Genomic DNA, 20,203 nt, shown 5'->3' on the forward strand with positions numbered 1-20,203 from the left:
TTTGGTGCTTCCCTGATACACAATGGTTATTCCTGCTTCTACCGAATTTTGTGTTGGAGACACATCAGAGAGTCAGGGAGTCAGTACCACCCGCGTCAGTGGGTGAGTCTGGTTGCTTTCAACTCCCACCCGCTCACGCAGGTGGTACTGACAAGTCTTTCAACGGCTTGACACCAGTTGAATGGCCCGATTGTTTGTTTGAAGACAAGCTAAAGCTTGAACTCTGGGCTCATTTTGCGTAAGGTTTGCCCATTACATAAGCAGTTGTGCATATTTCAGCCGATTGGACAAGGCCCATGTCGTTTCAGTCAGTCCACAAAATGCTGGCTTTCGCGTTCCTGCTCTGCGTCGGGTTTGACCTGATGATTGCGGATGTTTTATTTCCACATTGTGTGGGACATATCGAAGTGTGCGCTGACCAACATTCCACTCCGGCCCATCAGTCGCTGGATGAACCCGCTGCCTCCGCAACTAACCAGCCTGAGATGTATTCGGGAAACTATGTTGGGGATGACGATGCTGGCTGTGACCATTGTTGTTTTGGCTGTTGTTCACACATTACATCCACCACGGTCTTTACCTTTGCCCGACCTGATATACCTCCGCTGGTTTTTGCTGCGGAGAGGGTTGTGCTGGGGTCTTCCCGGCTGCAGCGGTTGTTTCGCCCTCCAAAATCACTCTGATTCAACAGACTCTTTGACCCATACAATTGTGTTTTGTTCCCCAATTCATCGGTTCCATCAAGCAATAATACCAGGGTGTCGTCGGTAGCCAGTCGTCAGTAGCTCACTTCGGTTCAGTTGATTGAACTACTTGCCTGTCTTCGGATACGAGCCTTTCATTCCCAAAATGGTATTACTTTGAAGCGTGGAATTGTGTGAAGTTTGGGTTCCAGACCCACATTTCAGGAGAAGGTCCCATGAACGTTGAACCAGAAATTGAAGATGGCCTCCGTCCGTTTAAGACGCCGGTTTTTTTGCGACCAGCTCTCTTTATTCCCCTTTGTTTTGTATTGGTTGCCGGAATTGTCGGGTTTATCTGGCTCCGGAGCGGCAACAAAAGTGCAACTCATACCGATGACCATGCCGAATCAGAGCATCACGAAGCGGAAGTCATACTGTCACCTGAGGCGCTCCAGGCTGCCGGAATCACAATTGAGACTGTGGATTCAAAATCAACTGCCGGGTTGATTCAGGTCACCGGATCGGTTGAGCCCAACCAACTGCAAACCCAGCAAGTTTCATCCCTTGTTTCCGGACGTCTGGATGAAGTTCTGGTGATACTCGGCAGTCGGGTCAAAACCGGCGATGTGCTCGCCAGGCTTTCGAGCCCATTGATTGCCGAAATGCACGGTAAATTGCACGAGGCTGAAACCCGGCTGGCCATTGCTCAGCGAACCTACGAACGTGTCCAACAAGTGGAAAATCGAGTTGGCGTGCTCCAGGCACGGGCCCGGCTCGATGAAGCGTCAATCAACCTGGATCGAACCCGCAAACTGGCTGATTCTGGAATTGTCGCTGGTCGAGATTTGACGGCGGCTGAAGCGGCTTACAAAACCGCAAAAGCCGAGTTCGATTTTCAAAGCAACATCAATCTCAATCGCGAAGTCCAGGAAGCCAAAGCAGCGGTTGAAACGGCTGAAGTGGATGTCGCCCATATGCGCGACAGCCTTAAAGCCCTTGGCGCGCCAGTGGTTGGCGAACATGGTGACCACCACGAAGATACCGCGCAGGTTACGATTCATTCTCCGCTGTCGGGCATCGTCACCGAACGGCTGGTCAACGCCGGGGTTGGCGTTGATCCGGGAAAGCCGATGTTTACGATTTCGAATCTGGCTTCTGTCTGGGTCATGGCCAGTGTGCCAGTGTCACAAATTGGAAAACTCAAACCCAACGACCCGGCGACGATTCGGACTCCCAATCCTGAAGATCAGCCGCTGACAGGTGCCATCAACTATCTTGATCCGCTCATCAATGAAAATACCCGCACGGCGTGGGTTCGAATCGAGGTCAACAACCCGAAAGAGACGTTACGGGTCGGAATGTTTGTCACCATTGAATTTAGAGTCAAACCTGACGCCAGTGCTTCCCCGCACAATGAAGTTGTCATACCAGCACAAGCGGTCCAACAGGTCGGTAACCAGGCAATAGTGTTTCTCCCGAAAGCCGATGAAGCTGGCGCCTTTGAAGTGCGTGAAGTCGAAATCAGCGAAGAATCAAACGGGTTGGTTCGCCTTCGAACTGGACTCCAGCACGGCGAAAAAATTGTCACCCAGGGCAGTTTCACGCTGAAAACCCAGTTGCTCAAAGGTGAAATGGGTGAGCACGATCACTGAGGGTTCAGGGTTCAGGGTTCAGGGTTTAAGGCTTCTGAAAGGATGAAGCATGAAAAAAGTATCATATTACCTTGTCAGGGTTTTCGCTGCGTAGCAGTGGTTGAGTTGAGGCAGGTCGTTTACGGCCTGTTGCAAAATAAAAAAGCCCAAAAATTCCAAACCCCGAATCCCGAACCCTGAACCCTGAACCCCGAACCCCGAACCCTAAGAATTATGATCAACACCATTATTCGATTTTCAGTCACTCACCGCCTGCTGATTTGGTTGGTGGTGCTTCTGCTGGTCGGCGGCGGATGGTACAGCTTTCGTCGGTTGCCGATTGATGCCGTGCCGGATGTAACCAACGTCCAGGTTCAAATTTTGACGGCGGCGCCGGCCCTGTCGCCACTCGAAGTCGAACGGCAAATTACATTCCCGGTTGAAATTACCATGACCGGTTTGCCGGATGTCGAAGAAATTCGCTCGGTCTCAAAATTTGGGTTGTCGGCGGTGACGGTCGTCTTTCACGACGGTGTCAATATTTACTTTGCCCGCCAACTGGTTTCAGAACGGCTGGCCCAGGCTCGCGAACAGATTCCACCAAACCTCGGTTCGCCGGAACTGGGCCCCATCACCACCGGCCTTGGCGAAGTGTATCAATATGAATTAAAAGCTGATCCAGGCAGCGATTATGACCCGACTTCGCTCCGAACGGTCCAGGATTGGATTGTTCGCCGCCAGTTGCTTGGCGTGCCAGGCATCACCGAAGTCAACAGCTTCGGCGGGTTGGAAAAGCAATATCAGGTGCAGGTTGATCCGACCAAACTTCACGGTCTTGGGTTGACGCTACGTGATGTTTTGGACGCGGTGGCCCGGAACAATGCCAATGTCGGCGGTGCCTATATCGAACATGGCGCGGAACAATATGTCATGCGGGGAATTGGATTAGTAAACAATTCAGCGGATATCGCGGAAATCGTGATCAAGACCGGCCCCGAAGGCATCCCTATTTTTGTTCGAGACGTGGCCACGGTTGTCACGGGCGCCGTGGTTCGGCAGGGAGCGGTAACGGCTGACGGAGAAGGTGAAATCGTGTGCGGCATCACCTTGATGCTCAAAGGCGCCAATTCTCGAACCGTGGTCGAAGGTGTCAAAAACAAAGTGGAGCAGGTGAAAAAATCACTTCCCGAAGGCGTGTCCCTGATTCCCTTTTATGACCGGACGGAACTGGTGAACCGGACCCTGCGAACGGTCATCACCAATCTGGTCGAAGGCGCGCTGATTGTGATCCTGGTTCTGATTGTCCTCCTTGGAAACTGGCGTGGCGCCGTGCTGGTGGCGACTGTCATTCCGCTTTCGATGCTCTTTGCGGCCATTGGTATGAATGTATTCGGAGTTTCCGGAAATTTGATGAGCCTGGGTGCGATTGATTTTGGGCTGGTTGTGGATGGTGCGGTGATCATGGTTGAAAACGCCATTCGACGTATTGGCGAACGACAACACCAGCTTGGTCGGACGCTTTCAAAAGAGGAGCTCAAAGAAACAATTTGCTCGGCGGCGGCGGAAGTCCGCAAGGCGACGATGTATGGTGAATTGATTATTGCCGTGGTGTATTTGCCGATTCTCAGTCTGACCGGAATCGAAGGGAAAATGTTCCGCCCCATGGCGATGACCGTCATTTTTGCTTTGGCCGGTGCGATGATTCTGTCGTTGACCTTTGTTCCGGCTGCCATGACACTGGTGTTTCGCGGCCCGGTTTCCGAGCGCGAAAGCGGGTTGATTGCTCTGGTGAAACGTCTGTATCACCCGACATTGGCCTGGGTATTGCAGTTCCGGTCGCAAACGCTCGCGGTGACAACCGGGCTGGTCGTGATTGCAGCGGTGGTTTTTCCATTGCTTGGAGCGGAATTCATTCCACGGCTGGATGAAGGTTCGCTGGCGATTCAGATACAGCAGCTTCCAAGCGTGTCTTTGACCCAATCCATCAAAACCACGACCGAGGTCGAGCGTGTGCTCAAAACGTTTCCTGAAGTGACGCGCGTCGTGTCAAAAACCGGTCGCGCTGAAGTTGCCACTGACCCGATGAGCATTGATTTCAGTGACCTGTATGTTGGACTTAAACCACCTTCGGAGTGGACCAGCGCCAAAACACGCGAAGCCCTGGTTTCCAAAATGGCGGCGGCACTCGAAAGCAAGGTGCCCAATGCCCAATTCAGTTTTTCTCAGCCGATTGAATTGCGTGTCTCCGAATTGATCTCCGGCGTGCGGTCGGATGTGGCCATCAAGTTGTTTGGTGATGACCTGGAAATCCTCAAGATCAAAGCTGATGAAATCGCTCGTGTTGTAAGTCGCATCCCTGGGGCGGCGGATGTCAAAGTCGAAGCAACTGCCGGGCTGCCGCAATTACAAATCATTCCCAATCGTCGGGAAATTGCCCGCCAGGGCATCAACGTTGAGGATGTCAACACGCTGGTTGAATCCATCGTGGCCGGGAAAGAAGCCGGAGTCGTCTATGAAGGCGAACAGCGGTTTGGACTCGTCGTCAGGCTGGATGCCGCCGTCGGGCGCGACATTGATTCAATTAAAAATCTGCAAGTGACAGCCCCAAACGGTGCTCGTATTCGCCTGGCCGAACTGGCAACCGTGACCGTGGTTGAAGGCCCAGCCCAAATTTCACGCGAAGACACCCACCGCCGGATTAGCGTTGAACTCAACATTCGGGGACGCGATATCGCACGTTTCGTCGCCCAGGCCCAGGCTGAACTTGATCGAAAAACTCAGCTTCCAGCCGGGTACTATGTGACCTGGGGCGGGCAATTTGAAAATTTGCAGCAGGCGTCCGAGCGATTGCTGATTGTGGTGCCAATCGCCATGTTTTTGATTCTTATCTTGTTGTTTGCCTCGTTTGGTTCGGTTTGGCAGGCGGTATTGATTTACACCGGAATTCCTTTTGCCGCCGTGGGCGGGGTGGTGGCGCTGTGGTTGCGTGGAATGCCCTTTTCAATCTCAGCCGGGGTCGGCTTTATTGCGCTTTTCGGAGTTGCCGTGTTGAACGGTCTGGTACTGGTCAGCGCCATCAATCAGCTTCAGAAATCGGGACGGACACTGATTCAGGCCGTTCGGGAAGGTGCCGCCTCACGCCTGCGACCAGTGATGATGACCGCGCTTGTGGCCAGCCTTGGATTTTTACCAATGGCGCTGGCCACTTCTGCCGGCGCCGAAGTCCAGCGTCCGCTCGCCACCGTGGTGATTGGGGGGCTGATCACGTCTACGTTATTGACCCTGGTGGTTTTACCGATGCTCTATGGATGGAAAAAATAGGGTTCAGGGTGTTCGACAGTATTTTCTTTTGTTCTTTTGAAACTGGGTGTCCTGATGGTCATGAACACCAGGATAAGGGAACACCGTCCGATCTGGACAACGAGACAAGGCAACACAGTGAATCGCTTTATTTCCCTGCTCCCAACTGGAGGTGATTCAAACCTGTACCGCCTGGGCCGTGTCACCTTGTCTTGATCCCTCCTTCTCGTTGTCCCAAATGTACTCAACTTTCCGTACCCTGGCGCTTATGCTGAGTACAAGTCCTCATAAGTACCTTGTCATAAGTTTCCTGAGATATTGGGTTTGGTAAGTGTTTGATTCTTTTCGTGTCGTTCGTGTGTTTCGTGGTTAAAATGTCTGGAAATTTTCGGTAAGGTACTTAATACCATTTTGGAATGAAGTGATCGTATTAGAGAACAGTCAAGTAATTTAATCAATTGAAGTTAGTGAACTACTGACTACGATCTACTGACTACAAACTGGTATAAGTACCTTACCGAAAATTTCCAGACATTTTAACCACGGAAACCACGGAAACCACGGAAAAAAATCAAGCACTTACCAAATCCAATATCTCAGGAAATTTATGACAAGGTACTTAAAAGGGGGATGAAATTCGATCACTCGCTGGCAGAAACATTGGTTTTCGCCCGGATGGGCGCCGAAGATCCGGTGGTGTGCCCAAAGCGGCAAACCACCGGCTATTTTCCGGCGCCCATTCGGGTGGGAGGTGTCTAGCCCAGGCGACCTTTCCGCAACGGAGATGAAATTTATTGTGTTTTCACCCTGCTTTCCTACAATAGGCACTCCGTTTCGATTACCCCATTTTTCACAAGGATCTCTGTGCCGATTACCCCTTCTACCTTTGTCCATCAAGGGAATATGCGTCTCGGTGAGTTACGCCAGTTGCTGGCGGCTTTGGAATCATCGTTTTCAAAGCATCACCAAAACCTGCAGGAGCTTGAAGCCTCGCGCAACCGGGCGCTCGACCAATTGACGCTGGTAAATTTGCCTGATCTGAGCCAGGAAGCGTTCAATAATGTGCGGACCTTTACCGGCTACGGCCAGTTCCACGTTCGCAACCCGCTGGCCAGAATTGATGAGGAGCGGCGTACCCTCACCCAAACCATTGCCCAGATTGAAGGCGACCCACGGTTTCAGCGCGCCGATGAATTGATCAATCCAACGTCGGGCGAACTGATCCTGAAAACTGAAGCGTTTCGCCGTCAATGCCAGCCGGTGTTTGATGCGGCACACCGGTATGAAGCCTTGCCGCACTTTTTGATCCTGATCGAACGCAACTATGGCACTGACGAATACCCGCTCCGGCCCTGGAATCTGGATTATTACCTCGATTGGAAACATGCGGATGAAATCGTCGAACAGTTGGGCAAGGAAAACTTCGATTTCTGCCGCCATGATTATGTGCATTTGCGACAGGCCCGCGACGAAATGAACCGTGAATTGCAAATCCTGGAACAGGAAATCGCCGCCGTTCATCAACTGGTCGAGCACCATCGCCAGGCAAGGTACCGGCTGGCGAATCTTCCAGAGCTGATCCTGCAGGAAAGCCGGCTGGCTCTGCGCGAACACCTGGCGTTTGTGGACCGTGATCAATTGTTTTCCTGGGCTCAGGGCGACCGCAGCCGTGAAGCGCTGATCAAAATGCTGCACGGCGTCGAAAAGAAAAATGACTATGTGAAACAAATGGCCAACCATCAATTCGTGTATGAACGCGAAATGCTCCAAACCGCCATTGCCAGGCTGGAAAAGAAAATCGCCAAATTTTCACGCCCGAAATATGCCGGGATGGGCGCCATTATTTCGGATCAGGAAGCCGCCGCCTGGCTGGCTGACCCACGACAGAAGCTTGGGGAACGCCGCGACCGGTTCTGGAAAAATTATGATCGGGTCATCGTGTTTCAGGAATATGACCGGTATGACTATGGTCGCGACCTGCTCTGGTGGGATGTGATGACGGATGGCCGGGTTGATGGGTCGTTTATTCCCGAAGTTCGCGAATATTACACTTCCCATCCGGGCTACGATCCACATTCCAGGGATTATCACCACGCTGGACGCACTCTTTCGAGTTATGACAGTTCATACCCTGGCGATACCAGTTTTGTGGAGATTTCATAATGCGCCGATTGACGATTGTGGCCTATGCGGTGAACGGTTCCGGGCTTGGCCATTTGACCCGTGTGACAGCCATTTTGCGCTGGGTTCGGCGATTGGGAAAACTGGTCGGTGTGCAACCAGATATCTACATTCTAACCTCCTCCGAAGCCTCAGCCCTGGCGTTTGAAGAAGGATTCGCGGCCTTTAAGATTCCCAGTAAAACAGCAATTCGGCTGACCAATATTCAAAAAGAAGATTACCTGCGGCTGGCCAAACAATGGATCTGGCATAGTTTGGGATTGCTGCGGCCCGACATTTTGCTGGTTGATACATTTCCCGGCGGTTCGTTCGGAGAGCTGTTTCACGCCCTTGATGGAACCGGCGCAAAGGTGTTTATTCACCGGGCCATGAAGGACGTGTTTTCGCAACAGGAAGTCTTTCAGGCGATGCTCCCACTCTATGATCGAATTTTGGTTCCGGAAGAACCGGGCCAGATGCGAAGTGAACTTTCGTCACGGCTGGCAGCTCGAACCCGATACCTGGGGCCGATTTTATTACGTGATCGGGTGGAACTCCATTCGCGGGCAAAGGCCCGGCACCGGTTGGGAATTCCAGAAAACTCACATGGCGTCTGGGTCAGTGCCGGTGGCGGTGGTGATCCAAAAGCGGCTCAGGTATTGCAACGGCTGGTTGAATCACTTCGAAGCGAACCGAATGTGCATCTGGTGATTGGGGCGGGCCCGTTGTTTCGCGGAGAGCCGATTCGTGGCGCAAACATTACCTGGGTGACCGAATTTAACGCCGCGCTTGATTTTCCGGGTCTGGATTGTGCGTTTTCGGCGGCTGGGTTTAATTCCTACCACGAACTGCTCCACGCCGGCGTCCCGACAGCTTTTTTTGGTCAGGAAAAAATTGCCGACGAACAATCCCGCCGGGTTGAGCGAGCGGTCAAAGCCGGTGCCGCCCAGCTCTTAAAACTTGATGCTGGTGGAATTCCAGAACCTTCATCTATTGTAGAGACCCTGACCTGGTTTCGGGATCCGGAAAATCGTCAGGCGCTGGCGATTGCCGCCAGTGAATTTGTCCCCCGCAATTGGGCCCGGGAAGCCGCATTTGAAGTCCTGGCCACGCAACTCCCGAAATCGCAGTTGGAAGAGGCGCTTGAACTTGGGACGCCGGAATTTTTCTGCCAGCTTGACCGATGGGAACTCGACTTTGATCTGGTTCAGGAAGTGCTCAAAGAACTTGGACCAGACTCGGAAGTTGACGGAAGCGAGCGGCGGGAATTGTTTTTCGAATTGATTGACAATGCCGGCGCCCGTCCCGAAACAACCGCCCGACACTTTCTGGCGCTCGCCAAACGCATGCCGAAACTCACCGATGAAGCGGGCGCGGAAGAGCGCATTGCCCTCGCAATTCAGGTCATCCAGCGGCTCAATTTGTTTGATGATGATCGTGGCGCGACAGCTTTTTTGCGACTGCTCCCAACTGAACGCCAGCCGCAGGCCAATCAATTTGCCGACCAGCTTGCCCTTTTTCTCGAATCGTTACACGCTGCCGGAGAATCACTCTGGCGCGGAATGGCCATCCTGAGCCGGTACCAGGACCAGTTGCCAGCCGGAAGCTCATTTTTGTCAGTTCTGGAAGCTGCCCGAAAAGAAGTTGAGAAGTAGGGTTCCGGGTTCCGGGTTCCGGGTTCGAGGACGAAAGGGACATAAAGGACATAAAGGACATAAAGGACGAAAAAAGAGCCCAACCAATCTTCGAAAACCCGGAACCCCGAACCCCGAACCCCGAACCCCAAACCCCAAACCCCGAAAGGTCCGGGTTGGACCGCAAACAGTGCATTTTGATCTGTCCAACGGCTGCAACACCAATTGCACGACGTGCTGGGATCATTCGCCGTTGCTCTTGCAACCGCGCAGCACGGAGTGGAAACGAAAACAGGTTTCGCTGGCTGATTTTCTTCCGCTGGCGGATGACATTGCTTCGATGAGGTCGGTGGAAGCGGTGATTCTCTCCGGGATGGGCGACCCGTTTGTCAATCAGGATGTGTATTCGATCATTCGGGTGTGCAAACAGTACGGCTGGCAGGTGACGACGCTGACCAATGCGTTGCTGGCTGACCCGGTGCGAATCCTGGAACTCGACGTGGATATGATGTTGATTTCGGTCAATGGCGTGAGTGACCGGTCCTACACCGCTTTTCACCCAAACTTGACGGCACGTGATTTTGCCAAACTGTGCCGCCTGCTCGAACAGTTTGCGACTGTCGGGAAACGATTCAAACACGTCCAGGTCATCAACTGTGACACGGCGGACGAAGTGGTTGAAATGGTTCGCTTTGCCGCCCGTTACAATGCCGAACACATTACTTTTAAACTGGCGAGCCTCGGGCACGGCACCGAACGCTGTGCCATAAGCGAACTTCAACGCGAACGACTGCTTTCCGACCTGATTCCAGCGGCCCGAAGTGAAGCCCAAACCCTCGGCGTATTGACCAATCTGGATGTTTTCGAAGCCCAGGTCCGAACTGGCGGGCTCGCTACCGCACCAATGGCCGACATTGGGTGTTTTATGGGCTGGACCTATGCCCGGGTAACCGTTGACGGCACCATCCTGTATTGTTGCTCCACCGAAGTCGAGGTCGGTCATTTGTCGCGGGGAACATTTTCTGAACAATGGTATGGACCACAATGGAATGCCATCCGTCAGCAACTGATGGCAGGCGAGTATTTTTCAAGCTGTTCGCAATGCGGAAAACTGAACCAGAACGTCAAAATTGGAACCAAAGTGAAAGAAAAATTCGGGGAAACGGTGTACCTTCAGCGAACCGGACGGATAGCGGACAATCCGGTTTAAAACCAGTTTGTAGTCAGTAGTCAGTAGTCAGTAGTCAGTAGTCAGTAGATCATTAAACCAATTTGATTGAATCACTTGACTGTATTCTAATACCATTTTTGGAATGAAGTCCTCGACCGCTTTTGCTCCTTGTCGCGACTACTGCCTCTGAAGCGAAAATATATACATCCCGGCGGTTTCCTGGGTGCCTCTGGCCAGCCCGGTGAGCTGGATCCGGTAATCAGCATCCTTTAAATTATTGATCGGAAATTTCAGGGTCAGAAATTGAGCCGGAGCTTTTCCACCAGGTTTGAGGTGATTCGCCCGGTAAATGGCATTTCCATCTGGGGTCAGGATCTCAACATTGTAGTGAGGAAAACTGTCAACCGGATCAATCAAAAGCTTAAGCGTCACAACTTTAACATTATCAGGAATCACTGGGGCCAGTTCTTCTTCGGCGCCGCGCAGGGAAAATGGCAGCAACGTCACGGCAAATACCGGTTCGACTGGTTTTTCCACCGTCGGCAGGGTTGGTGTTGAAGGTCTCGGTGATTGAGGTTTTGGCCGTATACGCGGTGGTGAATCCCCGGTTCGGGGCGGTTGCGGCTCTGGTATGTCTGGTCCTGGCGCCGGTGGTGGCTCAACTTTGGCTGGCTGTTGGTGGGCAATGTCTGGCTTCCCTGGCTGGTCTGGAGTCCTCAACAGTTGTCTCGCCACCAGGGCCACCACAATCACCAGGGCCGCCATCCCCCAGGCATACCGAACCCTTGGCTGGCTCAGGTCAAACCAGGTGGGAATCCATGTCCGCCAGGAACTGGTTGCCTTCGCCCGAACCGCCTGTTTTTCTCTCAGGGCCTTGATGAGTTCCAGCCGTGACCGCCGCGCGGGAGTCACCAGAAACACCGTCTCAAAGCGGTTTTTTCGCTCAGTCGAGAGCCGATCTTCCAGGAAATCAGCCATCAGTTGATCCTGAAGGACCTTAAAGTTCTCATAGTTTTGGCTGTCGAGGACTGTTTCCTGAAGCGCTAAATGCTCTTCCTCATCCAGCTCGCCGAGTAACATAGCAATTATTTTCTCTTGATCAGTCGTCACAGGGGGAGTTCTCCAAACCAGTTGCGCGGCGTGCTACACAGAAATGAAAAACACCGGAAAAAATTACAAGGAAACCAGTGAAATAGTGAAATAGCGAAATAGCGAAATAGCCAGGAAAAGCGAATCGCGAGAGAAAATACTGCCCAACGCGTTCAAAGCTGGCAATCTATTTAAGGGAGTCGGATGGAAATATCATACCACCAGGGTTCAGGGTTTTCGGAAGGGATGAGGGATGAAGGATAAGGGATGAAAAAATCACCCTGTCACTTTGTCAGTCGGTCATCTTGTCAGGGTTTGGGGTTCAGGGCCAGATCCGGTCGGAGGTACCGGCAAAGTTGGATGACCTGGAAATGGAATGACTGAGGCCGGCAATGGTTCAGGAGCTGGTTGACTTACGGGGGCGATGACTCGCAAGGGAACGACATTGTTGTGCAAGGCATGGTCGAGGTCCTGAATAAATGCCGTCGCCGCCTGGTACCGATCTGAAGGTGTCCGGTGAAGCGCGGTTTGGAGGACCTGCTCAAGTTCGGATGGAATTGGCTCAACCAGGTTTACAAATGATGGATAGGGCTCAGTTAATCGTCGCAACACCAGTTCTGTCACTTTCGGGCTTTCGAACGGCACCTCACCAAAGATCATTTCGTGGATCATCACGCCAAACGCGTATAAATCGGCCCGGTAATCAGGCGGTTCGCTCCGCAATTCTTCAGGGGAATGATACCGTGGTGCCCCGACAATTCCGATTCCAGGATCGTGAGTTCGGAATCCAAACAGCGTGGCGTGCCCTTGAGGATGGACAAACACATGCTCCGGTTTGAAATTTCCGTGCCTATGACCAGCATCGTGGATGCTATCGAGGCCGCAGGCAATCTGCCAGAAAATCGGCAGGCAGTCTTTGAGGTGTTCAAGTCGAGTTTCAAGCGGATAGATTTTGTCGGTCACCGGTGCGCTCTGCCGGAGCCGCTGTTCAAAATGAAACCGCAACGTCACCCCGGTCAGTCGCTGCATCGTGAAAAACGGTTCGCCGTTGGGCATCTGGCCAATGTCGAAAATCGGGACAATGTTTGGATGGGAAACCGCCGAGGCAACCAGGGCTTCGCTCAGAAAAGCCAGGTTTGCGGCGTTTGAGTGGTGAACCGGAACCAAACTATGCTTAAAAGCGACCAAACGATTAAACACACGGGGTTGACGCGCCTCATAGACTTCGGCTGTACTGCTGCGGCCAAGAAGTTGCCCGATGTGATAGGTTTCAATTGTCTGACCAGTCAACATATGAGTTCCAAAGCGGTGTCAAGCCACCGCACTCCGAAGTTCTAAAGCGGCGTCGAGCCGCCGCACTCCAAAGAAAAAAAGGAAGCGACCATGAAAACATTAAAGGCCATTTTCCACAATCATTTTATGGGTATTGCCGTGTTGGGTATAACCAGTCTTTTCGTCATTGGGATTGCCCTGGGAACGGTCCACTCCAGCCATCAGCGCGGGAGAGCAACCTCAACTGATGATGAGCCTGAAACCGGGTTGAAATTTCGTTTGAGCGAAAGTCCAGCCCAGCCTCCCGCCAATGCGCAAACACCAACTCCCAAAACCGAATGGTTGAGCGAATCAGAAACCCGGCAGATTTTCGGACGGCTTCCGAAATTTGAACTTGAGCCGGATGAGGTCAAATCATTCAAATTGCCTGAAAAGTCGCTTCCACCGCCCCGCACGGGAAAAACCGTTCAGACGGCGTTCCCGTCACCTGCCGAAACCGCTTTACCCGAAGTCAAACCGGGTTCAAAGCTCGAAGTGCTGCGCTTTGGTCCGGAAGGCAACGTCGAACTGGCGCCCAATCTGAGCGTGACGTTCAACCAGCCGATGGTGCCGGTCACTGCGATTGAAGATCTGAAAAATCTGCCGGTTCCAGTCAAGCTTTCGCCCGAACCTCCTGGAAAATGGCGCTGGCTGGGCACCAAGACGCTTGTCTTTGAACCAGCGGGACGCTTTCCAATGGCGACTGATTACAAGGTCACGGTTCCCGCCGGCACAAAATCGGCGCTGGGAACGGCACTGGCCGCCGAAACTTCCTGGAAGTTCTCAACGCCTCCGCCAACAGTGAAGAGCACTTCGCCCTCTGGTCAGGCTGAACCGTTGACGCCGCTTTTGTTTATCGCCTTCGATCAAAAAATCAATCCTGAAGTCGTCATCAAAACGATTCAGGTTACGGCTGACGGCAAGCCGGTTGCGGTCAAACTGGCGACTCCCGAACAAATTCAAGCTGATGCCGTGGTCGCCAACTATGCCAAATACACTGAAGCCGGATACTGGCTGGCCTTTCAACCCGTCGAACCGCTTCCGAAAAATGCCGGGGTTACGGTAACAATTCGAACGGGAACCGCTTCCGCCGAAGGTCCACGAACCACAACCGCCGATCAATCCTTCAATTTTCGGACGTATGGCCCGCTGGTTTTGACGGCCAGCCGGTGTGGTTGGGATGAATCTCGCTGTCGTCCGAGTGCCGAATGGTATTTGTTTTTTAGCAACTCACTTGCCATCCGGGATTTCCATAAAGACCAAATCACCATCACGCCAGCAATCAAAGACGCTGACATCAGCGTGAGCAGCAATGACATTACCATCACCGGTGCCAAGGCCGGCAATACGACCTACACCGTGACCGTTGACCGCAGTCTGAAAGATACCTATGGCCAGGTGCTTGGAAAACCAGTCACCGTGACGTTCAAAGTTGGGACTGATGACCCGAACTTTTTTGTTTCGGGGAACATGCTGACGACGTTGGAACCGGCTGGTGCCAAACAACTTCCGGTGTATACAACCAATGTCCCAGAACTTCGGGTCCGGATGTTTCAGGTCACTCCGGCAGACTGGCATGCGTTTCTTGCGTTCCGCCGGGACTGGGATCAACGCCAGCAAAAAGAACGCATCACGCCGCCCGGCAAGCTGATTTCAACCCAAAGGATACCAGTTCGGGGTAAAGCCGATGAATTGACCGAAACACGGATTGATTTGACACCAGCGCTTTCCAATGGCCTGGGGCACGTGATCGTGCTCGTCAAACCGCTCGGAATAAAATCCACCGAATACACCTTTGATGCCGAGCCACGCTGGGTGCAGTCAACCCGGCTGGCGGTTGATGCGCTGGTGGATAACACCGACCTGGTTGCCTGGGCCAATTCACTCGCGGACGGCAAACCGGTCGAAAACGCTGAAGTTGTGCTGTTTCCTGAGAACCTGACCGCCAAAACCGGGACGGATGGACTGGCCAGATTGGCGCTCAAGTCTGAACCGGCTCAGAAATCAAATTTCCTGCTGGTGCGCAAAGGCGCAGACACCGCTATCCTGTCGGAAACCAATGGCTGGTGGCAGGAAAACGGTGACTGGCATCGCAACGCCACGACAGATGGCCTGCGCTGGTTTGTGTTTGATGACCGGAAACTCTACAAACCCGGTGAAACCATCAATGTCAAAGGCTGGATTCGGCGGCTTGGAACCGCCAAAGATGGCGACATTGGCCCGGCGACTGGCATTGGCGAAACCGTGACCTATGCGTTTTTTGATTCTCAGGGCAATGAGTTTGCCAAAGGGACCACGACGCTCAATAGCTACGGTGGATTTTCGTTGACCGGTGACATTCCCAAATCGGTCAATATGGGCTATTCCCGACTGGAACTTTCCGTCACAGCCAGCCCGACCAATGGTCCAACCGACACCAGCACCACGCACACCTTTCAAATCGAAGAGTTCCGCCGGCCTGAATACGAAGTCACGGTCAATGCCACCGACGGTCCGCACCTCATCAAAGGTTTTGCTGAAACGACGGTCAATGCCAGCTACTATTCGGGCGGCGGATTGGGCAATGCCGAAACCAACTGGCGCGTCTCGGCCAAAGGTGGCTCCTACAGCCCGCCTAACTGGGATGAATTCACGTTTGGCACCTGGCAACCCTGGTGGCGTGATTTTTCAAGCCGCTTCCAACCCGAACAGGTTGAAACGTTTACCGCCAAAACCGATTTTGCCGGACAGCATCGGCTGCGAATTGATTTTGATTCGGCGACGCCTCCGCGACCTTACGTGATCAATGCCCAGGCAACCGTCCAGGATGTCAACCGGCAGACAATTACCGGCTCCACGAGCTTTATCGTCCATCCGTCAGCACTCTATGTCGGCGTGAGAGTCAACCGGACATTTATCAATCCAGGCGAAGTCTTCGCCGTTGACACCATCGTCACCAACATTGACGGCAAGGTTCAAACGGGTCGGCAGGTGATGCTCCAGGCCGTGCGGATGGATTGGGTTTTTGAAGAGGGTGCCTGGAAACAAAAAGAAATTGAAGTCCAGAAAACCACGCTAACTTCAACCGACAGGCCGGGATCATGGTCGTTCTCTCCGGGCGAAGGCGGGTCATACAAACTGACCGCCAGAGTAATGGACGACCTCGAACGCTTTAACCAGTCGGAACTGACGCTCTGGGTTTCAGGTGGAAAGCAACCGCCATCAAACGCTCTCGAACAGCAAACTGTGGATTTAATCCCGAACCAGAAAACCTATCAGCCGGGCGAAACGGCTGAAATCCTGGTTCAAGCACCGTTTGTACCTGCCGAAGGTCTGATGACGGTCGAACGAACCGGAATTCTCTACACCGAACGCTTCACCATGACCGGACCTTCAACGACGTTGAAAGTTCCGATTAAGGAAAGCTACCTGCCAAATATCCACGTTCAGGTTGACCTGACCGGCGCGGCTGAACGAATGGGCACCGATGGCAAAGTTGACCCGAAATTGCCGAAACGGCCAGCCTACGCGAAAGGCGCACTCAACCTGAAAATTCCACCGATGACCCGAAAGCTCTCGGTGAAACCCATTCCGCGTGAAAACGCACTCCAACCTGGAAGTGAAACCGCCGTCGAAGTCGAAATCCGCGATGCGGCTGGAAAACCAGTTGCCAGCAGTGAATGTGCCGTGGTCGTGGTTGACGAATCGGTTCTGGCGCTGACGGGCTACAAAATGCAGGATCCACTGGAGTTGTTTTACCAGGATCGAGAAGAAGGTGTGCAGACGAAATATTCAAGAAGTCAGGTGGTGTTGGGGAGCCCCAGGCAGCCAGATACTCCGTTTGAGAGATTAAGCCTTTACGCAAACTTAGGAAAAAATGGGCGTGCAATGGCGAAACCAGTTCCAGCTTCAAAAGGAAGATTGCCTGAATTTATTTTGAAAATTCCTCGTTCAGAAGGAGTATCAAGGCTTCAATCAGAAGGAGAGCCACCTCCCCCTCCAAGCCCAGAACCGTCAACCCAACCGATTGAACTTCGGACCAACTTTGCGGCGCTGGCGGTCTTTTCGCCGTCAGTGATGACGGATGCAAATGGCAAAGCCACCGTCAAATTTAAACTCCCGGATAACCTGACCCGCTACCGCGTGATGGCCGTGGCCGTGGCGGGTGGAAAACAATTTGGATTGGGTGAAGCCGCGATTACGGCCCGATTGCCGTTGATGATTCGGCCTTCGGCGCCGCGCTTTTTGAACTACGGCGACACGTTTGAACTTCCGGTTGTCGTGCAAAACCAGACCGATCAGCCAATGGAAGCTTCGGTTGTGGTGCGTGCCAATCACGTGAAATTTACGCAAGGCGAGGGCCAGCGCGTGACGGTGCCAGCCAATGACCGGGTTGAAATCCGCTTCCCGGCGGCAACGTCAACGGCTGGCGAAGCGCGTTTCCAGGTTGGCGGCGTGGCCGGGAACGCAAGCGATGCGGCTGAAATTTCACTGCCGGTCTACACACCAGCGACCACCGAAGCGTTTGCGACCTATGGCGAAATTGATGCCGGTTCGATTGTGCAGCCGGTTGCGGCACCTGGAAATGTGATTTCAGAATATGGCGGCTTGCAAATCACGACGTCTTCGACCCAGCTTCAGGCGCTGACCGACGCCGTGATTTACCTTTCCAACTATCCTTTTGAATGTTCCGAACAGATTTCGTCACGGATTCTGGCGATTGCAGCCTTGCGTGACGTGTTGACGGCCTTCAAGTCGCCGGATATACCCAAACCTGAAGTCCTGAATGCCAAAGTTCAGGCCGATTTGAAACGGCTGGAAACGCTACAACACAATGACGGAGGATTTTCCTTCTGGCGCAATGACGACGAATCGTGGCCGTACATCAGCATTCACGTGGCGCATGCGCTGGCGCGGGCCCGTGAGAAAAACTATCCCGTTCCGGAGGAAATGCTCAACAAGTCGAAAAACTACCTGAAGTCCATCGAATCGCGGATGAAAAAGGAATACAGCGCGGAAGTCCGCTGGTCATTGATTGCCTACGCGCTCAACATTCGGCACCGGCTGGGTGACAGCGATACCACACGGGCCAAACGCCTGATTGCCGAAGCCAAAGTTGAAAACCTCCCGATGGAAGCCCTGGGGTGGCTGCTTCCGGTTTTATCCAAATCCGCCGAAACAAAACCGGAACTGAATGCCGTGTTGCGGTTTCTAAGTAACCGCGTGACGGAAACCGCCGGTGCGGCTCACTATGTCACCTCCTATCGGGATGGGGCATATGTTCTACTTCACTCTGAACGCCGCACCGACGGCATTATTTTGGAGGGCTTAATTGCAGCACAACCTGAAACTGATCTGATTCCAAAACTGGTGCGTGGCCTGCTGGCCAATCGCACCAAAGGGCGTTGGATGAACACCCAGGAAAACGCCTTTATCCTGCTGGCGCTGGATCGCTATTTCTCAACCTATGAAAAAGCCACCCCCGATTTCATTGCCCGCGCCTGGCTGGGCCAGACCTACGCCGGAGAGTATCAATTCAAAGGCCGAACGACGGACCGCCAGCAAATTGACATCCCGATGTCCTATGTGACCGAAGGCGCGCCGACCAAAAATCTGATCCTGAGCAAAGACGGAACAGGACGGATGTACTACCGCATCGGGATGAACTACGCACCGAAAGATCTGGTGTTAAAGCCTTATGACGCCGGGTTTACGGTGATGCGCGAATACGAAGCCGTAGACAAAGCCACCGACGTGAAGCGCATTTCCGCGACCGAATGGGAAATCAAAGCCGGTGCGCGGGTGCGAGTCAAAGTGACGATGGTGGCGCCAACCCGCCGCTATCACGTGGCGCTGGTGGATCCGCTTCCGGCGGGTCTTGAAATCCTCAATCCGGCGCTGGCAACGACTGGAAGTTTGCCTTCTGAGCAAAGTGACGTGACCCAATCGTGGAACTGGCGCTGGGCCAGAACGTGGTTTGAACACCAGAACCTGCGCGATGACCGGGCCGAAGCCTTCACGTCGCTGCTGTGGGACGGCGTGTATCGCTATGTCTACTATGCCCAGGCGACGACTCCGGGGAGATTCATCGTCCCACCAACCAAGGCCGAAGAAATGTACGCTCCCGAAACCTTTGGCCGTGGACAAACGGATGTGGTGACGGTGCGGTGATCTGTTAGGGGTCAGGGGTTTCACTGGTTGATTTGGTTTGAGTCCGCGAAGCGGGCGACATATTTAAAGCCTCGGGTGGAGCGTAGCGGAATCCGTGGAAAAAGGTGGAACACAACGGAATCCGTCAAAAACTACTGCTCTCCCACCGGCGGTTCAGGCTGGCGGGTTGATTTTTTCCACGGACTCCACTCGCTAACGCTCGTTTCGCCCGAGGCTTTAAATATGTCGCCCGCTTCGCGGACTCAAGATTTTGTTCACTGAATCGAGCAGGTCTGAAATTTCTTGAAAAAAATATAAAGTGTCAACGCGTTGACACTCATCTAACTTATTGAATATTCACCGGTTAAGTAGGGAAACTCACGTGAGCGTCAAACCGTCGCTGGTTCAACCAGCAACTTAATTCCAGCAATGATCTGGGCCATTCGCTCGGGTGAAAGCTGACCAATTTTATCAACCAGATCCTGCTTATCAATTGTAAAGAGCTGAGTGATATTCACGACGCTGAGTTCTGAAAGATTTGCTTCTCCGGCATTTAAGAGAACGTTTCCTGGTGCCGTAGCCCGCTTGAGGTTTGTGGTGAGCGTACAAATTACGGTTGTTCGAAGCTTGCTTTGGTTGAACAGGTCATTTTGAACCACGACACAAGGCCGGAGGTATCCAGGTTCAGAGCCGATTGGTTCGTCAAATTCCGCCCAGTAAATCTCACCCTGGCGCACTGTTCTCATGGCTGGTCTTGCTCCAGTATCCGGCGAAATCGAGGCTTCATACGAGATTGAAACTGCTGATCTTCGTCTGAAGGGTCGTCGCCATATGCCGCATTCAGTTGAATAAGCAGTTGTTGATTTCTGTGCTTTTGGAGAAATTCTTCTAATGCCAGAGCGACAACCTGGCTTCGCGGAAGTTTCAGGTCCCGTGCTGCTTCATCCGTAGCGTTCAGCAGAGTTTTTGAGATTGATACAGCAGTTTTAACAGTAGACATAGAAAAAGTATTCCTTTTTGGTAATACCATCAGTATAGCATAGAACAAATTTGGAGTGCTGGGACTTGTCACAGCTTTGGTTTTCAAAAAGTGTC

At 52.9% G+C, this 20,203-nt stretch carries 11 protein-coding genes; 7 read left to right on the forward strand and 4 right to left on the reverse strand.

Going from position 1 to position 20,203, the window contains the following annotated elements; all coding sequences use genetic code 11:
* The first annotated feature begins 296 nt into the window (after positions 1 to 296).
* From HY774_07425 to HY774_07450, 6 genes are all read left to right on the forward strand, one after another.
* Positions 297 to 683 (forward strand): hypothetical protein, encoded by a 387-nt coding sequence (locus HY774_07425; GenBank protein MBI4748304.1) that lies wholly within the window; start codon positions 297 to 299, stop codon positions 681 to 683.
* A gap of 236 nt (positions 684 to 919) precedes the next feature.
* On the forward strand, positions 920 to 2,335 hold the full coding sequence (locus HY774_07430) for an efflux RND transporter periplasmic adaptor subunit (protein ID MBI4748305.1): 1,416 nt from the start codon (positions 920 to 922) through the stop codon (positions 2,333 to 2,335).
* Positions 2,336 to 2,548: 213 nt separating this feature from the next.
* Positions 2,549 to 5,635: an efflux RND transporter permease subunit gene (locus HY774_07435; GenBank protein ID MBI4748306.1), complete on the forward strand. Its 3,087-nt coding sequence runs from the start codon at positions 2,549 to 2,551 to the stop codon at positions 5,633 to 5,635.
* A gap of 843 nt (positions 5,636 to 6,478) precedes the next feature.
* Positions 6,479 to 7,777, forward strand: coding sequence for a hypothetical protein (locus HY774_07440; protein MBI4748307.1), 1,299 nt, complete (start codon positions 6,479 to 6,481; stop codon positions 7,775 to 7,777).
* The gene (locus tag HY774_07445) at positions 7,777 to 9,429 is read left to right on the forward strand and encodes a hypothetical protein (GenBank protein ID MBI4748308.1); all 1,653 of its coding nucleotides are present in this window, start codon (positions 7,777 to 7,779) and stop codon (positions 9,427 to 9,429) included. Before HY774_07440 ends, HY774_07445 begins: the two co-directional genes overlap by 1 nt.
* Before the next feature lie 169 nt (positions 9,430 to 9,598).
* Positions 9,599 to 10,618, forward strand: coding sequence for a radical SAM protein (locus HY774_07450; protein MBI4748309.1), 1,020 nt, complete (start codon positions 9,599 to 9,601; stop codon positions 10,616 to 10,618).
* Positions 10,619 to 10,756: 138 nt separating this feature from the next.
* Here the strand turns inward: HY774_07450 and HY774_07455 are convergent, their stop codons facing one another.
* Together HY774_07455 and HY774_07460 are read right to left on the reverse strand one after the other, a co-directional pair.
* The gene (locus tag HY774_07455; GenBank protein ID MBI4748310.1) at positions 10,757 to 11,689 is read right to left on the reverse strand and encodes a hypothetical protein; all 933 of its coding nucleotides are present in this window, start codon (positions 11,687 to 11,689) and stop codon (positions 10,757 to 10,759) included.
* Between the two features lie 279 nt (positions 11,690 to 11,968).
* On the reverse strand, positions 11,969 to 12,961 hold the full coding sequence (locus HY774_07460; GenBank protein ID MBI4748311.1) for a serine/threonine protein kinase: 993 nt from the start codon (positions 12,959 to 12,961) through the stop codon (positions 11,969 to 11,971).
* 90 nt (positions 12,962 to 13,051) lie between these two features.
* Here HY774_07460 and HY774_07465 point away from each other — a divergent pair, with 90 nt between their 5' ends.
* On the forward strand, positions 13,052 to 19,129 hold the full coding sequence (locus HY774_07465) for an Ig-like domain-containing protein (GenBank protein ID MBI4748312.1): 6,078 nt from the start codon (positions 13,052 to 13,054) through the stop codon (positions 19,127 to 19,129).
* Positions 19,130 to 19,497: 368 nt separating this feature from the next.
* Here the strand turns inward: HY774_07465 and HY774_07470 are convergent, their stop codons facing one another.
* Both HY774_07470 and HY774_07475 read right to left on the reverse strand, forming a co-directional pair.
* A complete protein-coding gene (locus tag HY774_07470; protein ID MBI4748313.1) occupies positions 19,498 to 19,854 on the reverse strand; it encodes a type II toxin-antitoxin system PemK/MazF family toxin in 357 nt (118 codons plus the stop codon).
* Entirely contained in the window at positions 19,851 to 20,108 is a 258-nt protein-coding gene (locus HY774_07475; protein ID MBI4748314.1) for a ChpI protein, read from the reverse strand. Before HY774_07475 ends, HY774_07470 begins: the two co-directional genes overlap by 4 nt.
* Between the last annotated feature and the right edge of the window lie 95 nt (positions 20,109 to 20,203).

Source organism: Acidobacteriota bacterium, assembly GCA_016208495.1.
Lineage (GTDB): Bacteria > Acidobacteriota > Blastocatellia > Chloracidobacteriales > Chloracidobacteriaceae > JACQXX01.

What these genes read in the sequence shown, in the direction of transcription:
- HY774_07425 (MBI4748304.1), top strand. Translation starts at nt 297, where the DNA reads ATGTCGTTTCAGTCAGTCCACAAAATGCTGGCTTTCGCGTTCCTGCTC.
- HY774_07430 (MBI4748305.1), top strand. Translation starts at nt 920, where the DNA reads ATGAACGTTGAACCAGAAATTGAAGATGGCCTCCGTCCGTTTAAGACG.
- HY774_07435 (MBI4748306.1), top strand. Translation starts at nt 2,549, where the DNA reads ATGATCAACACCATTATTCGATTTTCAGTCACTCACCGCCTGCTGATT.
- HY774_07445 (MBI4748308.1), top strand. Translation starts at nt 7,777, where the DNA reads ATGCGCCGATTGACGATTGTGGCCTATGCGGTGAACGGTTCCGGGCTT.
- HY774_07460 (MBI4748311.1), bottom strand. Translation starts at nt 12,961, where the DNA reads ATGTTGACTGGTCAGACAATTGAAACCTATCACATCGGGCAACTTCTT.
- HY774_07465 (MBI4748312.1), top strand. Translation starts at nt 13,052, where the DNA reads ATGAAAACATTAAAGGCCATTTTCCACAATCATTTTATGGGTATTGCC.
- HY774_07470 (MBI4748313.1), bottom strand. Translation starts at nt 19,854, where the DNA reads ATGAGAACAGTGCGCCAGGGTGAGATTTACTGGGCGGAATTTGACGAA.
- HY774_07475 (MBI4748314.1), bottom strand. Translation starts at nt 20,108, where the DNA reads ATGTCTACTGTTAAAACTGCTGTATCAATCTCAAAAACTCTGCTGAAC.